Origin of the sequence: Paenibacillus sp. FSL L8-0333 (genome assembly GCF_037965665.1) — a bacterium.
In the GTDB taxonomy this organism is placed as follows: domain Bacteria; phylum Bacillota; class Bacilli; order Paenibacillales; family Paenibacillaceae; genus Paenibacillus_AQ; species Paenibacillus_AQ odorifer.
The window spans coordinates 861,557-879,431 of sequence record NZ_CP150186.1 but is presented as its reverse complement, the minus strand read 5'-3'; the positions used below and the strand labels follow the sequence as shown (position 1 = coordinate 879,431).

Below are 17,875 nucleotides of genomic sequence, written 5' to 3'. Positions count from 1 at the left end.
TTTCTTTTTATCAATTATTTATTCGGATTGCAGCTTGTTCGCTGGGTCACGAAGGTCTGAAAAATGCTTATAAACAAATAATCCTGCCACCATCAAGTAGGCGTATACGAACGGCATAAGTGAAGCTTGAGCAAATCCAACAGTCGGCGCGTGAATGATTCCAAATAAAGATAGGCCAGACGCGATTACAGCAAAGACAGCAGCCCGCAGTGGTTTATTCAGGATAGAGAAAATAGTGATGGAGCCCCAAATCAAGCTGCTAAGCGGTGCACCATTTCCTAAATGCATCAGGCCGTTGTAATAAACCCCTTTGCTTAATAAGAGATCAATCCCCACCTTGGAAGCCGAAGTTTCAGCCGCATTAAAAATGTTGTTCGCAAGCGTTAAAGCCCAGTTGGCGATCCATGGGAACAAGGTGATAAAGATAACGGGCACTTCATTTTTAGGTGTCTCTCGAACCACCTGATTCGCCGTAACGACCCCGACATAGACCAGAATCGGAACAATCGCCACAACAGGTATGATAGACAACAGCAGTGCTCCTATGCCAAAGAGACAAATAATTAACATGGAGAAACCAGAAGCTATGGTATAACCAAGTCCAGCTCCAATAGATTTCCAGCCTGCATGACCAATATACACAGTTACTGGGAACGGATTACCTGTGAAAGCACCAATACTTGAAGCAACCCCATTCGTTAGCATAACGTTACGAGTGTTATAAGGGTCTCCGGCAGCATGTGCGCTCTCAATATTTTCAAGGTCAAAAATATAATTGGCCAGTCCCAATGGAATTGCAGAAGCCAGGTATGGCAAGGCATGCGGAATCCCTTGAATTAAGCTGGTAATATGCACCTCTGGTGGATTAAACCCCAGGGTTGAAAGAGCCGTTGTGATCGCTTCTGGATTCTGCAAACCAAATATCCAAGCCAGCGCGGTTCCAGCAATCAGCAGCAGAAATCCTGTAGGAATTTTTTTGAATATCGGCGATTTGCCAAACCAGTTAATAAAGATGATCACAAGTACAACAAAAGCAACCACAGGTGTTTCAAAGGATTGCAGCATCGGGTTCATGGCCAGCAATAACAATCCAAGTCCAGATAAACAAGATAAAAGTACGGTTCTTGGAATAACCTTGCGCAGCACATCTCCCAGAAATGAGCCGACAATAAGGATCAAGGCTTCGAACAAACACCATACGAGACCAATTTGCAGCGCAAATGATGCATCATTGGTTTCTCTAAATACGGGAATTAACACTAGAAAAGTTACTGTAAAAATCGATGGAGCACTAGGCCCTGAAGGTAATGCGGTTATATCCGTTCGGCCTGTTTTTTTGGCTAGCTGATATCCAAACCAGCCATAAGCAATACTTGCGATAAAAATCGCGAGTCCAAACGCAGGAACGACTCTGCCGTAAACCATACCTTCCGGAAATCCTACTACAAAAATTAACAATGAAATCATCGTAAGCAGATTGGTTAAATTGTTAGCAAGCAGCCCGAAAAACGCGGCCCAATCTCCCTTTTTCCAGAACATCTTCATAAATACTTGATCCATAATAAATCTCCCCCTAGATCGTTAGCGCTTACATACCAATGGCTTATGAAGCCCTCAGACCCTTGAATAGGCCTGAAGGGCGGGTGGTTCTATGAATGCATGCTCTGGCTAAAAGCGAGAATGGCTTGCTCGAAACACTCGATTGGAGGATGAGTGATTCCGGCTCCAATCATTCCGATGCCCGGATCCTTATGGGCAATAGCCGTGTTGATCACTGGCATAATGCTGGTTTGACCCACTTTACGAATATCGATTCCAGTAGGAATTCCGCGGAAGTTCAATAAAGGAATCGTCACATTTGGATTCTCCGTCGTAGTGATTTCCTTCATTTTCACAGAATAGTTCATGGCATCATCTACGGTTCCCCCAACTAATGCTACAATCGCCGGCGCGGTTGCCATGGCGAAGCCACCTATACCATACGTTTCGGTAATCGCACTGTCTCCGATATCGAGTCCCGAGTCTTCCGGCTTATACCCTGCAAACATCGGTCCGACAACCTTTTGCGCAGGACCGGTAAACCAGGTATTGCCTGGCATTCCACTGACACGAATACCAAATTCCACGCCATTGCGGGCCATCGTTGTTACGATGGTGCTATGCTCGATGCCATGGGCAGCATCAAGTGCACATTTACAAAGAGCCATCCAAGTTGGTCCGGAGAAATAATCACTCATTGCCACAAAGTCGAACACTTCGATTTTCTGCTCATTGGTATAATCCGTTCTCAGGATAAGCGGCGTTAATGCCTGAATCAAAAGAGTCGTTCCAGCGTTGTTGCGGTTATGGCATTCATCTCCCATATGGAGCGCCTGTGATAACATGAGCCGCAGATCAATGCCTTTCTCAGAGAACTTCATCGCCTCACGCAGCATCGGTCCAAGCACATCTCTCATCCAGATCAAACGGGCAACGACCGTTTCATCGTTTGCACCCATCCGCAAGATTTTCGACAGTTGCTCACTAAGGTTCGTATAAGCGATGTTGCCATACGTTTTATTCTCTACAATGTGCATAAACATAGAGGCTGAGGTTACTCCTGCCATGGAACCCACACAATTATGCTCGTGACAAGGGGAGAACGTAATCTCACCTGATGCCGCTAGTTCGGCAGCTTCATCGAGATCCTTCGCCAAGCCCTCAAAGACCAAAGCGCCGGTAACTGCACCTTTCATGGGACCACTCATCTTATCCCAAGTAATCGGAGGTCCTGCATGTAATATCGTAGTCTTAGTCATCCCGGGTACGACGTTGATCGCTTGGTCAAAACCAACCAATACCGGTTGTGAATTCACGATTCGCTCTACAGCCAGCTTGTTGGCAGCCTCAATCTTTGCAGCAATCCCCTCTTGCTCTAACGCATCCAGTGCAGCAATTAATTCGGGCTTACCTCCACCAGGTGGCTTCCATTCCAGATGGGTTACGTTGCCTTTTTGCTTCAGGATATCATCCTTGAACATTTCTAGGCCGACATTGATAACGTGAAGTTCACTCTTAAATAACTCATTGATTCTGCTCATGTTATACTCCCTTCTCTACAAAACCTCTGGCAAGAAGTCCTGCATTCGTATTACTGCTTGCATAGGTAACACCCACGGATACCAGCTTATCAAGCTGTTCTTGGACCGAAGGTGTATCCAGATCGGTTCCAAGGACATAGCCGATAATCTCCAAATGTCTGCCTTCTTGTTCCGCTGCTTGCTTAGCCTCAATAATTGCAGGCACCATAACACCTACTGGATCCTCATGTGATCCATAGCCTAATACAAAATCCATAATGATCACGCCCACCGCCGGGTCCTTCGCTTCCTGCTTGAATCTGGCAATCCGTGAAGAAGGATCAATCATCGGATGTGGTTTGCCGTTAGTGAACCCATCATCCCCAAAGTCAATAAACGTATGCGCTTGGCTGATATGGATATCACCCAGCTGATATTCCGGATCTTTTGGAATGTTGCTATAGACATCGTCGTATTTCTCCATCGCTAGATACATTGCTTCATCACATAAAGTACCGCCGCAGAATAACCCACGAATATACTTCTGTTCTGGCTTCAGCTTGACCTTAATCTCCTCAATCAGCGGAAGGTTTAGCGGATGCTTGTCAATTTGACTCTCATCGATGCCGGATAGAATTACCGCCTTCAGCGCGGCCTCTTTGGTTGTTTTGGCAAAATGTCCACCTGCCTCCAGAACAGCTTCCTCCGTTCCTCCGATAAAGCAGACTACGACAGGCTTATGCATATTTTTGATTTCATTCAGCACTTTTTGTTCCACACTTTTGGCTGGTGGCTTGGAAATCAACACAATGACCTTAGTGGCTTCGTCTTCGTTAAGCGCTTTCATAGCATCAAGCATCATTACTCCGCCGACACGTTCACTTAGGTCTCTGCCGCCTGTGCCAATCAACTGTGAGATGCCTCCGCCAAAATCGTGAATCCGCACGCTGATTTCCTGACTTCCTGTGCCGGATGCACCCACGATGCCGATATTGCCTTTACGAACTTTATTGGCAAAACATAAGGCCATATTTCCAATGATCGCGGTTCCGCAATCCGGCCCCATCATCAGTAATCCACGCTCATGTGCTATTTTTTTTAATTCAATTTCGTCTTCTACGCTTACGTTGTCACTGAACATCATGACATGGAGATTATTCTCCAGCGCTTTTCTTGCTTCTCTGGCTGCAAACGCTCCGTTGACTGAAATCACTGCAAGATTAGCTGCTGTCCTATTCTTCACTGCCGACTCAATTGTTGGATATTTAAGCTCTGTACCGCCAACTGCACTGTCTTTTTTAATAAACAGCTCTTCGATTGCTCCAAAGGCAACTTCAGCCAGCTCAGGGGATGCTGCTTTGATTACGATCATCAGGTCACTATTCTTAGCTTCCTCTAGCTCAGGGGTTATCAGCCCTACATTCGCTAATACCTCTTTATTCATTTGAGTAGCCATTGCGATAAAAGCTTGTTCGACACCCTCTATTTGATTCGCTTTGGTCGACAACGACATGAGCGAGACGGAATCAAAGTATGTGTTTCTTTTAATTACTATTTTAGTCGACATATCTTACCTCCAACGTTGTTCTAGATTAAGATCCAAACCGCTAATGATCCCCAAGGCAATATCTGTTCCGGAAGAAGAACCTATATCCAGCACTGCCGATAAGCCAAGAAACATATTTTCCTTACTCTCATACATGAGCGAATGCAGCATCTGACCCATTGACTCTCTCACCTGACCCCAAGCCGCTTTTTTCAGAGCCATATAGCTTATTTCATTCGTTAATTCAGCTGCTTCGTTCACGACTTCCCTGCACCACGGCTGGTATTTACTAATAGGACTCTGAGGCAGATGGATCACAGCAAACAATCCAACTAAAAAATCATCTCCCGACGGAGTCAGACCTGGGCCTAATCCCATTAGTCGAATTGCATAATGAGCAGCATCTTCCATGCTGTCATTCGCCAAGGCATTCAGAAGACCTGAAGATCGCTCTTCCAGCAGCCGCATCGTTTCTCTCTCAAAGCAGCTAGAACCCGCAAACTGCTTCATACCGCCTGGTTTTCCATAGCTATTGATATAAGCTTTTGCCACAGCCAAATTATCTCTTAGCGTCTTTACTTCTTTTGGAAAAATAGATAGAGAGCTCTGCCAAACTGTCAGTTCCTTGATCGATATTGAAAGCTTAGTGCCAATATATAATTGATCATTCTCCACAAAAACTTCTTCTCCCACAACCAGTCCAAGAACCGAAAAACTACTAACCTCTGTAATCAAAGTATTAGGCGCATTATCTACCCTACTGCTCGCAATGGTATATAATTCATCAGTTGCCTTGCACCTTACATTTATCGTCCGCTCAAATATGCTGTGTATATTTCCGAAAAATCTTGATTCTCGAATCCGATGAAAGAACGTGCTATCACTGGATATCCCAGCTTTTAAATAAGAGGTACACTTGTTCTGAGAATACTCCGTTTGATCGCCCCCTTGAGAAGGAAGTAGATAATGGTTTGGTCACTTATTGTCAGGTTATCCTATATAGAAAGCGTTCTCATAAAAAACCGTAACGGTTGATGATGAATGATAGAAGATGTTACACTCAGTTCATAAAATTCCAAGAATGATGAAGATTGAGCTGCTTTCTGTGTGAAAAAGGATATTTTTGTGAAATATATCACAGTTTAACGGTTAAACGTTACCTGACACCCTTATTGTAGTCCTCCGTACACTGGGGGTCATCATACAAGAACACTAAAAACAACAAGTAATCACTATGCACATTGCACAATGGGTGATGATGAGAGGTGTGAATTGATGCTAACGATAAAAGATATCTTACAGATCAAATCCATCGAAGGCATAAAGATCGTTGCGGGGCATTCTGGCCTAAACAATCAAATCTCCGTAGTTAATATCATCGAGAATCCGGACGTATTTGACTGGCTGACCTCGAACGAGCTGCTTTTATCCACCGGCTATATCTTCAAAGACAGCACGGAGCTGCAGAATAAATTCATTCATGAGCTGGTGGAGAATAACTGTGCAGGACTCTGCATCAAAATGAAGCGATATTTCGATGCTATCCCGCAGAACATGATCGAGCTTGCTGATAAGCATGGACTTCCGCTACTAGAGCTCCCTTTTGAATACACCTTGTCCAGAGTCATTGCGATCATTAACGAAAAGACCAACGCGGATTACGATGCAGTGAACCGACGTTCGCTCGACCTTCATAATGCGCTGTTCAAAATCGCGCTCGAAGGAGGCGGTATTGAGCAAATATCGGCGGAATTGTCCGACACGATCCATAACCCTGTTCTTATATTAGATAGAGACTGGAACCTACTCTGCTATACAGATCATAAGGATAACCCATCTCCACTTCAGGAATTCCTGCCACTGGTGAAGAACAGGCCTGTTTTTCCAACAGAGTTCACGGTAGCTTTCCCAAAGTATATTACTGAAATCAAAAAATCCATCAAACGCACCTACTATTCTCAGGGACAGCCGTACAAGTGCTGCATTATGCCGGTTTCTGTATCCAGTAATGCTTACGCGTATATCGTCGTTCTGCAAACGGTACGCAAGCTGGTTGAATTTGACTACACCGCGTTAGAGCATGTATCCACGATGCTTGCACTGGACCGGATCAAAGCCAAGGAAATCGAAGAGGTAAAGCATAAAATTAGGCAGGACTTCTTCGACGACTTATTAGCTGGCAATATTACTTCAACAGAAACACTGCATTCCCTATCTGCTATGCATGGGCTTAAAGTTAACTATGCGTATTACTGTACAGTTATCCATGTTGAAGCTACACAGCTGGAAAACTACACGGACATGGTTTATAGAAAATATGAAATGGAGCATATGGTCAAAAAATGTGTCAATTTGATCTATGGCTTGTCCAGTAATGCAGGTGGAGAGCTAATCTGTTACTATCGCAATCAGCAAATCATCATCTTGATCGGCAAAAATGAAAATAAACCGCCAATTTCCGTAAGCGATACGAAAGCCTTTGCTCAAGAGGTGCTGCAGTTGCTGGCTCAGGAAATGACTAAAAATCATTTTCTCATCGGCATTGGCAGTCAGTATAAGACACTTGCTTCGCTCCATCGAAGCTTCTTCGAGGCCCAGGAAGCTATGCGGCTCATGCAGCGGTTTAATAAAGACAGCCGGAGCATTGCTCACTTCGAGGATTATTCTGTCTATCATTTTCTGGATTCCAACATTAAGCCTACGGAAATGGAGACATTCTTTAACAAAGTTCTGGGAGGCATTCATGAACATGACCAGACGATGAACACGAGATTCATGTCTACCTTGGAGTATTATTTTATGTACAATCAGAATGTAACCGAAGCCGCCAAAGCGATGTTTATTCACCGCAACACCTTTATTTACCGGATTGATAAAATCAAAGATTTGCTAAATATAGATCTGAAAAACTCTGATGAGTTATTCGAGATTCAACTGGCACTTAACCTCTATCGATTGCTGCAAAGGGGTTAAAATAACGAAGGGTATTCCCAGCAACCATTACTCTAGTTGCACTGGAATACCCTTTTTTTCATAACGTCATAGCCCGTCCATATCTTGCTAAATATTCTTCCTTCTCCTTATAATCCGGCATTAGGCTTCCAACCCGTCGCCAAAAGGAGCGATCATGGTTCATATGCAGCAAATGACATAACTCATGGATGATCACATAATCGATAACCTCCACGGGAGCCATGGCCAGACGATAGTTAAAGGTTAGTTTTTTATCGGAGCTGCAGCTTCCCCATTTGGTCCTGGACTCTACAATCTCGATACTCTTAGGTTTTACTCTAAGCTGCGTCTGGTACCTAGTGATCCGCTCTCCTATAAGCTTCTTGCAGCTAGAGAAATAGAACTTTTTCAGCTTTAACTGAAGTTGTTCTTCACTTAGCTCCGCTGTCTCTATAAGCTCATGCAGAGAATAATATTTGCCTAGATACAGGAACTTTCCTTCATCTTCGTACGCTCTGATCATCTTTGGCGTTTCACGAGCCGCTTCGAGACTTTGCAGCTTCTCCACAATCATTTTGCCATTACGCTCAACCACACTTTTAATCGTCTCTTCAGATGTTTTCTTAGGTACCTTGAGTGTTATGCGCCCTGACGAATCTATATGAATGGAGATTTTTTTCCCGTTTCCATATTGAACATTAAACTCGATCACCTGATTGTCGTAATCAATCTTCATACCCACCATCGTTTCTATAAGATTATTCGCAATAAAAAAGAAGAACGCACCTAGGCGTTCTCCTATTTTAACACGATTCCTCAATACACCGGATATCCCGCTACAAACATTGCCAAGTAAAGTATACTACCCACAACAGATATAACAGTAAGTGCAACATCCTTCGGCTTTTCATTAGTAAGCGCAACGGCTGCAAAAGCTAGCGGAAAGGCAACAAGCAAATAACGCGGGGCTGACAGCAGCCAGGTAGCTCCCACTACGAAAGCAAAATACACGATAAAATAAGCAGTATAGGATGGCCGTAGTTTTCTTGCTCCCATAAACATGATAATTAGTGCTGAGAATATAGCGATTAAATTGGGCAGCCACATGCCGAGAAAAGAACGGCTATCTCCACTTTTAAAGGTGCCCACCGCATATTCCATCTGATATCTTACGGTATCGAAAAAGAGATAGAACTTCTGTGACCAATGCTCCCTCTGGTAAATACTGAACTGAAAAGCATTTCCCGTAACATAGTAGTTGATGTAAAGATAAGCCAGCAAACCCATCGATATGATAGCAAGACAACCAATGGCGGTGGTCAGCTTATGTATAAACGCTTTTTTATCTAGTAATTTATAATTCCCTATAAGATCCCGTGCTAATTCAATCGCAACCGGTACAATCAACAGCACCCCTGGAGAACGCGTATACGCTGCGAGTGCACCGCATAAACATCCGATGAGCCATTCTTTTTTTCTCACAAAATATAAACACAACAGCGATAAGGCCAGAAATAGAGATTCGGTCATAGGGATGAAGAAAAAGAACGCAGCCGGAAATATAAAAATATACTTCACTACTCGCATAGCACTCTTTCGATGCATGTCTAGTGAGGCAAGCTCATAGGCGACCAAGGCAGCAACAAGCGAGCAAATATTAGAAACGATAAATCCAGCGACGAGATAATTCCCTACGAATACCTGAACTACTTTAATTAGATTTGGAAAAAAAGGAAAAAACACAATATGGTATTTCGGATCTCCCTCCGTCACATACCAATTCTCCGCGATGCCCAAATAATGTGAAGCGTCGATCCCCGATATATGCCAGGTCTCAGCTATTTTGTTAAACAAACCACCGGAATAGCCATTCTGTATGATCAAAAATATATAACCGATAAACATAAGCAAGACCCGACTAGCCACTACCCAGCCGATAATATATAGCCAAGCCTGCTTTCTGTCCCGTGTTTTATTTTCCAGAGTTACTTCAGGCGCTGGATTTGTCAGAACAAAATCTGTCAAAACAGGTATAGTGCGGAGTCCCAATAATATAAAAAGTACGAAACAGGCCACGGAAGCAAGGGTACCCATCATAGTCCAACTAGTGGTTGAGTTTACCCAGAAAATAGCCGTCACCATCATAATGAACATGAAGATGAAGGAAATGATTTTGTCGTGCTTTTTCATTTGAACCTCCAGAGATAAATTCTTACAATAATCTAGTTAAAAAAGGAAAATATTACGCATAGAAATATAATAGTCTCTGGAAATTTTTTTGTAAATCATTTCTTAGATCATCATAGATTCTAAAAAAAGCCTATGCACTGAAATGCATAGACTGTATGTATAGCCCTATTTTAACAACTCTAACACGCCTTGAGGCTGTTGATTAGCTTGAGCCAACATGGCTTGTGATGCTTGAGATAAGACATTGTATTTGGTAAGCTTCATCATTTCCTTTGCCATATCTGCATCTCTTATTCGTGATTCAGCTGCTGTTAAGTTCACTTCGTAATTGGTTAGGTTATTATGGATATGTTCTAATGCATTTTGATACGCGCCGTACATTGAACGCTTGGATGAAACGGTATTTATAGCTTTGTCTATTTTCGAAATCGCTAATTCGGCACCTTGTCTAGTTGAAAGATCTATATCCGCAATTCCCAGAGCAGTAGTTCTAGCATCTGTTAATTTAACAGCGAAGTTATCCCCAGAGTTTGCTCCCACCTGAAGATTTACTGTTTTGTAATCATATGTGGTACCAGGGTTTGATCCGTAAGATACATTGAAATTGGTTATTCCAGTTGTAGTTGAAAAAGTGTAACTTCCGTCATCATTACTAATAATGTTATTTAATCTATCCGTAGAGCCCCCACCATTTAGATTAACATTAGCCAATTCATTTCCCTGTGGATCAAAAATGGAAAGACGATAATTATTATCTACTATTCCTCCAACGATGTAATTCCCATCTTTCATTTCTGTAATGCTAGTAAGTTGACTGGAGTTGGAAGTTTCATTTGATATATTCTTCTCCCACAATACGTTTCCACTACTGTCTAGTTTATAGATTAATCCACTAGTTTTAGTAGAGTCGTTATAAGAACCAACAATTATGGCCCCTCCATCACTGGTTGCGACGGCGCGGTAACCTTCATCATCCCCAGCAGCACCGACTCGTGTGTCCCATAACGGATTTAAGTTACTATCATATTTCACAACCCAGCTTGACTTATCGGTATAAGAACTGTTTAGTTTGAGACTTGATGAACCAATAGCCAAATAACCGCCGTCAGCAGTTTCAATAATAGAATTAAATTCTTCGCTTCCATAGCCAACAGGATTGGATTGTGAAGAACCCGCTATCGAGGTGGATTGTTGCACACCACTACTATTAAATTTAGCCATAAGGCCATCCCAATTTTGAATACCGGAACCCGTCCCTGCCACAATAAAGGAACCGTCACTAGTCTCAATTACTTCATTCCCCATAATGGAGTAGACGCCAGATACCCCTGTACTCCACTGCTCATTCAAATTCCCATCCCATTTAATTATATTTATCCTTTGATCGGAAATTGCCCCTGCTGAGAAATCATTTCCTAATAAAATATAACCACCATCACTAGATTCCTTAATACTATACACATCCATATTAGGAATTGCTTGTGACCAAACCAGATTACCCATACTATCTAATTTGAAGGGATTATTACCGGGAATTCTTATTCCGACGTAACCTCCATCTGAAGTCTTAGATAAATCTCTGGCAGGTATGTTAGCTGTCCAGTTCGTACTTATATTGCCCTGTACTGGGGTAATATTCGTGTTTACTTCGAGGTCATTATTCAATAAATGAATTCCATTAAATTGAGTGTTATTAGCAATATCATTTATCCCAAGCTTTATCTGCTCAACTTCTTTTTGAATCAATGTTCGATCAAAATTTGTTAAGGTATCATTTGAAGCCTGTATTGCAAGCTCCCGAAGTCTTAGCAGATTAGGATCTTGTATAGTTCCAAGTCCACCCTCAGCAGTCTGAATTAGTGAAATACCATCCTGTGTATTCCTTGCTGCCTGAGATAATCCACGAATCTGTGCTCTCATTTTCTCAGAAATTGCTAATCCTGCAGCATCATCTGCCGCTATATTTATCCGAAGTCCAGAAGATAACCTCTCTTGTGAACTTGTAATAGATTTATTATTTTTATTTAATCTGTTCAAACTATTTAAAGACGTGATGTTGTGACCGATTCGCATTTAATCACCTTTCAATTGTTAGTATCTTCTATATCGGATAGTCCTTAGTAATTTTTTAGGTCAAATTACCCGTGTCTTAAGGCCTCATCTTAAATTTCCACCGTCCCCCGCTGGAAAGTTGAATATTTACATACAAAAACGGCGACCTATCCCCGGTTAAGCACCGACAACAGATCACCGCTAAAATTCTGATTAGATCATTATCATTCAAACGGATAAATCCAGAAATGTTCTGTTCCAAAACGAGCTTGGATCTCTTTATCATTTAAAGGTTTGCTGCCCAACAGCTCAGCAGCCTGGAATTGGGAACGATGCGCCTGAATGGACGCCATCTTGTGCTTGAGGAAATTTCTTACATCATTGATAACCTTTGGCTCCCCAATCTCTACAATATTATTAGCAAAAGCTATACAGTGAACAGGAGGTCTTTCTTCCTTCGGCAATCTTGCAACGGTTCGGATCACTGCAGCTCCAGTAGCATCGTGATCAGGATGAACGCTGTACCCTGGATAGAACGTGATGATCAGCGAAGGTTTAAGCTCTTTCAAGAGCGCATCAATCTGCCCATCGAGCAAGACTTGATCTTCGAATTCTATCGTCTTGTCGTGAAAACCAAGCATTCTTAAATCCTGTATGCCAATAGCCTCGCAGGATTCCTCCAGCTCCTTCTTACGTATTTCCGGGAGGGTTACCCGATTCGCAAAGGGCGGGATGCCCATATTTCGGCCCATTTCTCCAAGCGTTAGGCATGCGTAGGTAACTTGGGTCCCATTTTGTATATGTTTGGCAAGGGTTCCTGATATACCGAAGGCCTCATCATCCGGATGTGGCAAAATAACAAGAATATGTTTTTCCACAGAACTCTTCATCTCCTCTTCCATTAGAACGGCTCTCGGCTTAATTGTAACGATACGATCAGTTTGCCTTGAGCATCATGTCCAGCCATAATCAATCTGCCTGTCTCACTCTCTTCATAGTGAGTTAGCCCTTCCGAATAAACCCAGCCCTGCGACATTTTTAAGCCGACCCGATAAGGACCGTTGCCGGAAATCGAACCATGGGAATATCGAATAATAGCATTGGTAATAAAAGTAGCGGCTGGATGCTTCGAACTATCTAAATGGGCAGCGTAGGCTCCCGTTGTCATCTCAAGATGGATATATAGATCCTGATCTTTAAGCAGGTCGATCCTATCTTGTACTTCCGATTGATTGATTAGCTGCAATGTTGCGCCTCCGTCTCTGACTGAATATATACATACAAAAAATAAAATCCATACCTTATAGAAGGACGGATCTGTTATATGATAAGCGGGTCCGTATTTCTTTTCAAAGTATAACGTGCAATGCTATGTAATTCAATGGATAGAGCGATCCCCTCCAAGTGTAACAGTAATGGACTGGCTTTTTACTGTTCACCTGAAGGGGATAATATCACTGAGTGGTTATGCTGTTTATATTAGATCACAAACTGATCTAACATCTTTACGATGACTTCACGTTTTACAGGCTTGCTGATATACTCGTCCATCCCGGCAGCTAGACAGTTTTCACGGTCACCCTTCAAAGCATTAGCCGTGACCGCGATGATGGGCGGACATTTCTCTTGATGCTCATCTCTTAACATCTTCATAGCCTCTATACCGTTCATAATGGGCATGTGAAGATCCAATAAAATAAGATCAAAGGGTTCTTTCCGTACTGCTTCAACCGCATCTATGCCATTTGTTACGGCGATAACGCTGTGACCCATTTTTTCGAGTATTTTGGTCAGCACTAGCGCATTGATAGAGTTGTCTTCAGCAAGTAAAATTCTTGCCTCACGTGCGGTATGAAGCTTGTTAATGTTAGCCTCTTGGCTAGGGATTACCACTGATTTCTTGGGCCTGATTGTGAAGGTAACCGACGTACCGCTCTTGCCGTCACTCTCCGCATAGATCTCACCACCCATCATTTCGACAATTCTGCGGCTGATGGCAAGGCCAAGACCCGTGCCTTCGTGTCTCCGCATCATAAAGCTATCCACCTGCTCAAACGGTTCAAAAATATCAGTAAGTCGATCAGGATCAATTCCAATGCCAGTATCGGTTACCGTAAAGGCCAGCAGGAAGGGATCTTCCTTTACAAGCCTCACTTTTACCGATATGCTGCCCGCGGGTGTGAATTTCACAGCATTCCCTAGCAGGTTCAAAAACACCTGCTTCAAGCGTTCCTCGTCACCGTAAATAAAGTCAGGAACATCATGATTTATGATGCTGGTGAGCTCCAGATTTTTTTGTTCAGCTTTTATTGCGATAACAGAAAAGCTGTCCTTGAGGCAAGTCCGCAGATCGAATGTATCCTCTTGCAGCTCGCTACGGCCTGCCTCAATTTTTGAAAGATCAAGGATATCATTGATTATATTGAGCAGGATTCCTCCGCTTTTGCGAATGATTTCTACATATTCACGTTGTTCTTCATTAAGCTCTGTTTCAAGCAAAATATCAGTCATGCCGATCACCCCGTTCATGGGAGTGCGAATTTCATGACTCATCATAGCCAGGAACTCACTTTTAGCTCTATTCGTGGACTCTGCGGCTTCCTTAGCTAGCGACAATTGCCTTTGCTCGGAAATGTCCTTGCATATAAGGTAAAATCCGATATTATGATTGTTCACATAAATGGGTGCAATACTGGTGAGCACTTCAACTACTTCGCTTTCCTTAGTGACAAGCTTATTGATATACTGCTCAACCGTATTATCGTAAAGGGCTCTTTCCAGAATGCGCTGGACATTCTCTTCTCCAATCAGACTCGCAAGCTTCATCCCGATCAACTCGGACTCGATGGCGTAGCCCGTTATCTTTTCAGCCATACTATTGGTGTTAATGATTCGACCGTCAAGGTCAAAGGAAATGACGGCGTCATGGTTGTATTTTTTAAGCGACGTATACCGTTCAACAGACTCCTGAAGGCGTTGCTCAGATTCCTTTTGCTTTGTAATGTTAACGATTTGGCAAATGAAATATGCTGGCTGGTTCGACTCGTCGCTGAATAAGTGGAGAGTAAGCTGTCCCCAAATATAATCTCCATTTTTTGTGATAAACTGCTTTTCCATCTGCAATCTTGTTTTCTCACCCAAGAGTGCCTTTAGATCATGAAGGTTGCCGAAATCTTCGGGGTGAGAAAGGTCTTCTAACCGCATACCCTCAAACTCTTCAGTGGAATAACCAAAAGTCTGTTCAAAGGCTGGGTTTACGGTCAGAATCAAACCATTTGGCGCTAAAAGAGCGATCCCAAAGGAGGCGTGATTAATCACCTGTTGGTTGAACTGTTCCTGGTTTAGATTTACGCGATGCATAGCGACCTCCATGGATGATGTAATTTTTGCGTGAAAAAATAGACCTTCTAATTAGAAGGTCCTATTTATAGCTTATAGTCTAATTTACCCACTTTGTTATTAATTGAATCCGTTAATTTAACGGGATCGAATAGAACACTCGGGACCCCTTATTGTTAGTATACCAAATAATTTTATCACCACTAATAATAGGACTGCACTCTGATAAGGCAAAATGCTTGACCGTTTGGATGTCGCTAGTAGCTTTCCCCGCTCCATCTATAAGAACATATTTCAGATCACCCGGATGATTCTCTTTATCAAACTCCTGCCACAGCACCATCATTTTGTCGTCTGTGATTTTTACTAGTTTAGGGATGGAAGCGATCAGGTTCGTGCCTACATATTTAGCCAAGGTAATGTGATTCACCGAAGTACTGCTCAGGTTGGACTTGGGCAACACACTAAGCATGACATCCCTTTGGTCCGTTTCTAAACCCACCATCTCATAAGATGTATACTCTTTGACTAGGGAATGATCTACCGAATTCATAGCGACTATATAGTTCGCCGGGGACAGCTCAAATCCGCCTATAGAAACACCCGTCGCGTTAGCTCCGATTTTGCCGGGAATATTAAATAAGTCTACTTCGTTATAACTGGCTCCGTCTCCTTTATTCAGAACAATCGAACGGGGATAAGCGTCTCCATGATCGACTAGAACATGCGCTGCACCATCAAACAATACATATTGGTCAAAAGAGTGACTGACATGATTCTTCTGGAATCTTCCCAGATCATTGGTCACGGTCATGGATTTAGTATTTACGATAATGGTAAGCTGGGATTGATGATTTAATTTATCTTCTGTCGTGTATCTTGTACGTGAGGTGTGAAATACAAGCGTATCTCCAGCCTCAGCCATACTACCGGAGCCTGAATCAAACGGGCTAACGGTATAGCTCTCCCCACCCTTTATGGAGACACTGTCTACTCTATTGAAGCTTTTATCATAACGGACAATACGAATGACTTCTTTGCTATCATTCTCTTCGCGGTTCTCTTGGCCAAAAGCAATATAGTTATACTTCTCCCCACAGTAGAAACCACCAAATATCGGAAGCTCAAAAGGGATACTCTTATTTCCAGTTAGTTCAAACTTCTCATTATATGATTCAATCGTAACCTCCTTATTCGCCTCAAGGACACTTACAGTCCCGTCCTTATTATTCACGAGATAGGAAGTGGCCGTACTTTTCCATCTAGGAAAATAAGAAGATTCTGCATTACTCTCAGCTACAGCTGCCGTCTTTACCCGGTAAGCATGATCTGGGATCTTGGAGAATAACGATATGCGATCAGACTGAACGTCAAATTCAATATCGAACGGGATTTTGCCCGCCAAATCTCTCAACTGAAAATAATTGTTATCATCAATATTGTACGCCGTAATAGACTGCAACTGTCCATTTACCAGCACCTTAGAGTTGGAAAGCGTAGCTGCATAATTTTTATTGCGGCTATAATAGTTACTCGTAGTTTTCTTTTCGGGCGTATATGCTTGCCCAGTTATGATCTCAATCGCATTGTTCGCTTTATTCCAAGTGATATCAAACTGGCTGCTCGTTCCCGAGAAATACTCTGCCAAATCGCGTAGTCTGAAATAATTGTTATTCGATATGTTGAACCCATTCAGGTTCCGCTGTTCTCCATCAAAATATGTACTGCTCTCTGTCACCTTAGCCTTCACCGTATTGCCCGCAAAGGTTGTAGTGCCGAGTGCTGGTGTAACCAGTAATAACATCAGCAATATACTAAAAATCCTCTTCATCCGTCTTTCCTCCATTTATATATAAATAACAATACTATAATTTTTATCGGTATTTTATTCGTATTCCTCCACCACATAACTTACAAACGCCAAGCGCTTACTATCCGGAGACCACGAATTCACGTTAATCGTACCTTGTCCTCCAATCAATTGTACTAGTGTGCGATAATCTCCTCCCGTGCTTGCCATCAATCGAATCTCAACATCCTTATTCGCAGGGTGATCGCCAGGATCTACATCTCCTTTGCGGTAACTCAAGTAAGCAATCGTCTGCCCATCTGGCGATACATGCGGGAACCAGTTATTACTCTCATCAAAAGTCATCTGTGTTTGCTCAGTGCCATCGGCATTCATTCGCCATATCTGCATCAGCCCTGTACGCACCGAGTTGAACCATATATTTCCCCCATCTGGTGAATATTCAGGCCCATCATCCAGCCCAGGCGAATCCGTCAGTTGTACCTCTACTCCCCCGTCTACTGGAATGGTATAAATATCATATTGACCATTGCGCTCTGCACAGTAAGCTAACTCAGCACCGTTTGGAGACCAACCATGTAAATAACTTGGAGCATTCGGTGTAACTAGAACCGGTTCGCCACCCTCCATGGGAAGAATATATATACGAGATTTACCATCTTCTTTCGTATGGTGACTAATTGCGATCTTAGTGTTGTCAAAAGACAGAACATGATCGTTATTACATTCCGCAGCAAACCCCGAGTCAATTTGAACAAGCTCACAGGTTGCGATGTCGAACGAATAGAGACAACCTCGACTATTATAAATAAGACGCTTACCATCGCTAGTCCAATTGGGTGCCTCGATTAAATAATCAAATGAGCGGAGGGCAGTACGCTCCCTAGTCTGTACATCTACGATTTCTAATGTGCTAATCACTTTCAT

General features: G+C 42.8%; 13 protein-coding genes. 1 reads left to right on the top strand and 12 read right to left on the bottom strand.

Annotation, left to right across the window (positions count from 1 at the left end; all coding sequences use genetic code 11):
- Positions 1-18: 18 nt before the first annotated feature.
- The 4 genes from NYE72_RS03830 to NYE72_RS03815 all read right to left on the bottom strand — a co-directional run bounded on the left by NYE72_RS03830 (position 19) and on the right by NYE72_RS03815 (position 5,280).
- Complete coding sequence (locus tag NYE72_RS03830) at positions 19-1,560, bottom strand: hypothetical protein (RefSeq protein WP_036684876.1); 1,542 nt, start codon at positions 1,558-1,560, stop codon at positions 19-21.
- A gap of 89 nt (positions 1,561-1,649) precedes the next feature.
- Positions 1,650-3,080 (bottom strand): DUF1116 domain-containing protein, encoded by a 1,431-nt coding sequence (locus tag NYE72_RS03825; protein ID WP_076146265.1) that lies wholly within the window; start codon positions 3,078-3,080, stop codon positions 1,650-1,652.
- A 1-nt stretch (position 3,081) separates the two neighbouring features.
- A complete protein-coding gene (gene fdrA, locus NYE72_RS03820; RefSeq protein ID WP_076146263.1) occupies positions 3,082-4,626 on the bottom strand; it encodes an acyl-CoA synthetase FdrA in 1,545 nt (514 codons plus the stop codon).
- A 3-nt stretch (positions 4,627-4,629) separates the two neighbouring features.
- Positions 4,630-5,280, bottom strand: coding sequence for a DUF2877 domain-containing protein (locus tag NYE72_RS03815; RefSeq protein ID WP_339211351.1), 651 nt, complete (start codon positions 5,278-5,280; stop codon positions 4,630-4,632).
- A gap of 600 nt (positions 5,281-5,880) precedes the next feature.
- Between NYE72_RS03815 and NYE72_RS03810 the strand changes: the two genes are divergently transcribed.
- Positions 5,881-7,578 (top strand): PucR family transcriptional regulator, encoded by a 1,698-nt coding sequence (locus NYE72_RS03810; RefSeq protein WP_038568767.1) that lies wholly within the window; start codon positions 5,881-5,883, stop codon positions 7,576-7,578.
- Positions 7,579-7,636: 58 nt separating this feature from the next.
- Here the strand turns inward: NYE72_RS03810 and NYE72_RS03805 are convergent, their stop codons facing one another.
- The 8 genes from NYE72_RS03805 to NYE72_RS03770 all read right to left on the bottom strand — a co-directional run bounded on the left by NYE72_RS03805 (position 7,637) and on the right by NYE72_RS03770 (position 17,875).
- Entirely contained in the window at positions 7,637-8,293 is a 657-nt protein-coding gene (locus NYE72_RS03805) for a SprT family zinc-dependent metalloprotease (RefSeq protein WP_038574107.1), read from the bottom strand.
- An 80-nt stretch (positions 8,294-8,373) separates the two neighbouring features.
- A complete protein-coding gene (locus tag NYE72_RS03800; RefSeq protein ID WP_076105340.1) occupies positions 8,374-9,747 on the bottom strand; it encodes a hypothetical protein in 1,374 nt (457 codons plus the stop codon).
- Positions 9,748-9,912: 165 nt separating this feature from the next.
- A complete protein-coding gene (locus NYE72_RS03795; RefSeq protein ID WP_339211348.1) occupies positions 9,913-11,820 on the bottom strand; it encodes a flagellin in 1,908 nt (635 codons plus the stop codon).
- Between the two features lie 203 nt (positions 11,821-12,023).
- Complete coding sequence (bshB2, locus tag NYE72_RS03790) at positions 12,024-12,677, bottom strand: bacillithiol biosynthesis deacetylase BshB2 (protein WP_076146280.1); 654 nt, start codon at positions 12,675-12,677, stop codon at positions 12,024-12,026.
- Between the two features lie 23 nt (positions 12,678-12,700).
- Entirely contained in the window at positions 12,701-13,045 is a 345-nt protein-coding gene (locus tag NYE72_RS03785; RefSeq protein WP_036684865.1) for a YojF family protein, read from the bottom strand.
- A gap of 233 nt (positions 13,046-13,278) precedes the next feature.
- Positions 13,279-15,159 carry a PAS domain S-box protein gene (locus tag NYE72_RS03780; protein ID WP_339211346.1) on the bottom strand — a complete coding sequence of 627 codons (1,881 nt, stop codon included), beginning with the start codon at positions 15,157-15,159 and terminating at the stop codon, positions 13,279-13,281.
- Between the two features lie 112 nt (positions 15,160-15,271).
- The gene (locus NYE72_RS03775; RefSeq protein WP_052096774.1) at positions 15,272-16,969 is read right to left on the bottom strand and encodes a hypothetical protein; all 1,698 of its coding nucleotides are present in this window, start codon (positions 16,967-16,969) and stop codon (positions 15,272-15,274) included.
- A gap of 54 nt (positions 16,970-17,023) precedes the next feature.
- A complete protein-coding gene (locus NYE72_RS03770) occupies positions 17,024-17,875 on the bottom strand; it encodes a transporter (RefSeq protein WP_244886420.1) in 852 nt (283 codons plus the stop codon).

Bases quoted from the DNA above. Each gene is read 5' to 3' on its own strand.
- NYE72_RS03830 (WP_036684876.1), bottom strand. From the start codon at position 1,560: ATGGATCAAGTATTTATGAAGATGTTCTGGAAAAAGGGAGATTGGGCC.
- NYE72_RS03775 (WP_052096774.1), bottom strand. From the start codon at position 16,969: ATGAAGAGGATTTTTAGTATATTGCTGATGTTATTACTGGTTACACCA.
- NYE72_RS03805 (WP_038574107.1), bottom strand. From the start codon at position 8,293: ATGAAGATTGATTACGACAATCAGGTGATCGAGTTTAATGTTCAATAT.
- NYE72_RS03780 (WP_339211346.1), bottom strand. From the start codon at position 15,159: ATGCATCGCGTAAATCTAAACCAGGAACAGTTCAACCAACAGGTGATT.
- NYE72_RS03770 (WP_244886420.1), bottom strand. From the start codon at position 17,875: ATGAAAGTGATTAGCACATTAGAAATCGTAGATGTACAGACTAGGGAG.
- fdrA (WP_076146263.1), bottom strand. From the start codon at position 4,626: ATGTCGACTAAAATAGTAATTAAAAGAAACACATACTTTGATTCCGTC.
- NYE72_RS03795 (WP_339211348.1), bottom strand. From the start codon at position 11,820: ATGCGAATCGGTCACAACATCACGTCTTTAAATAGTTTGAACAGATTA.
- NYE72_RS03810 (WP_038568767.1), top strand. From the start codon at position 5,881: ATGCTAACGATAAAAGATATCTTACAGATCAAATCCATCGAAGGCATA.
- NYE72_RS03825 (WP_076146265.1), bottom strand. From the start codon at position 3,080: ATGAGCAGAATCAATGAGTTATTTAAGAGTGAACTTCACGTTATCAAT.
- NYE72_RS03800 (WP_076105340.1), bottom strand. From the start codon at position 9,747: ATGAAAAAGCACGACAAAATCATTTCCTTCATCTTCATGTTCATTATG.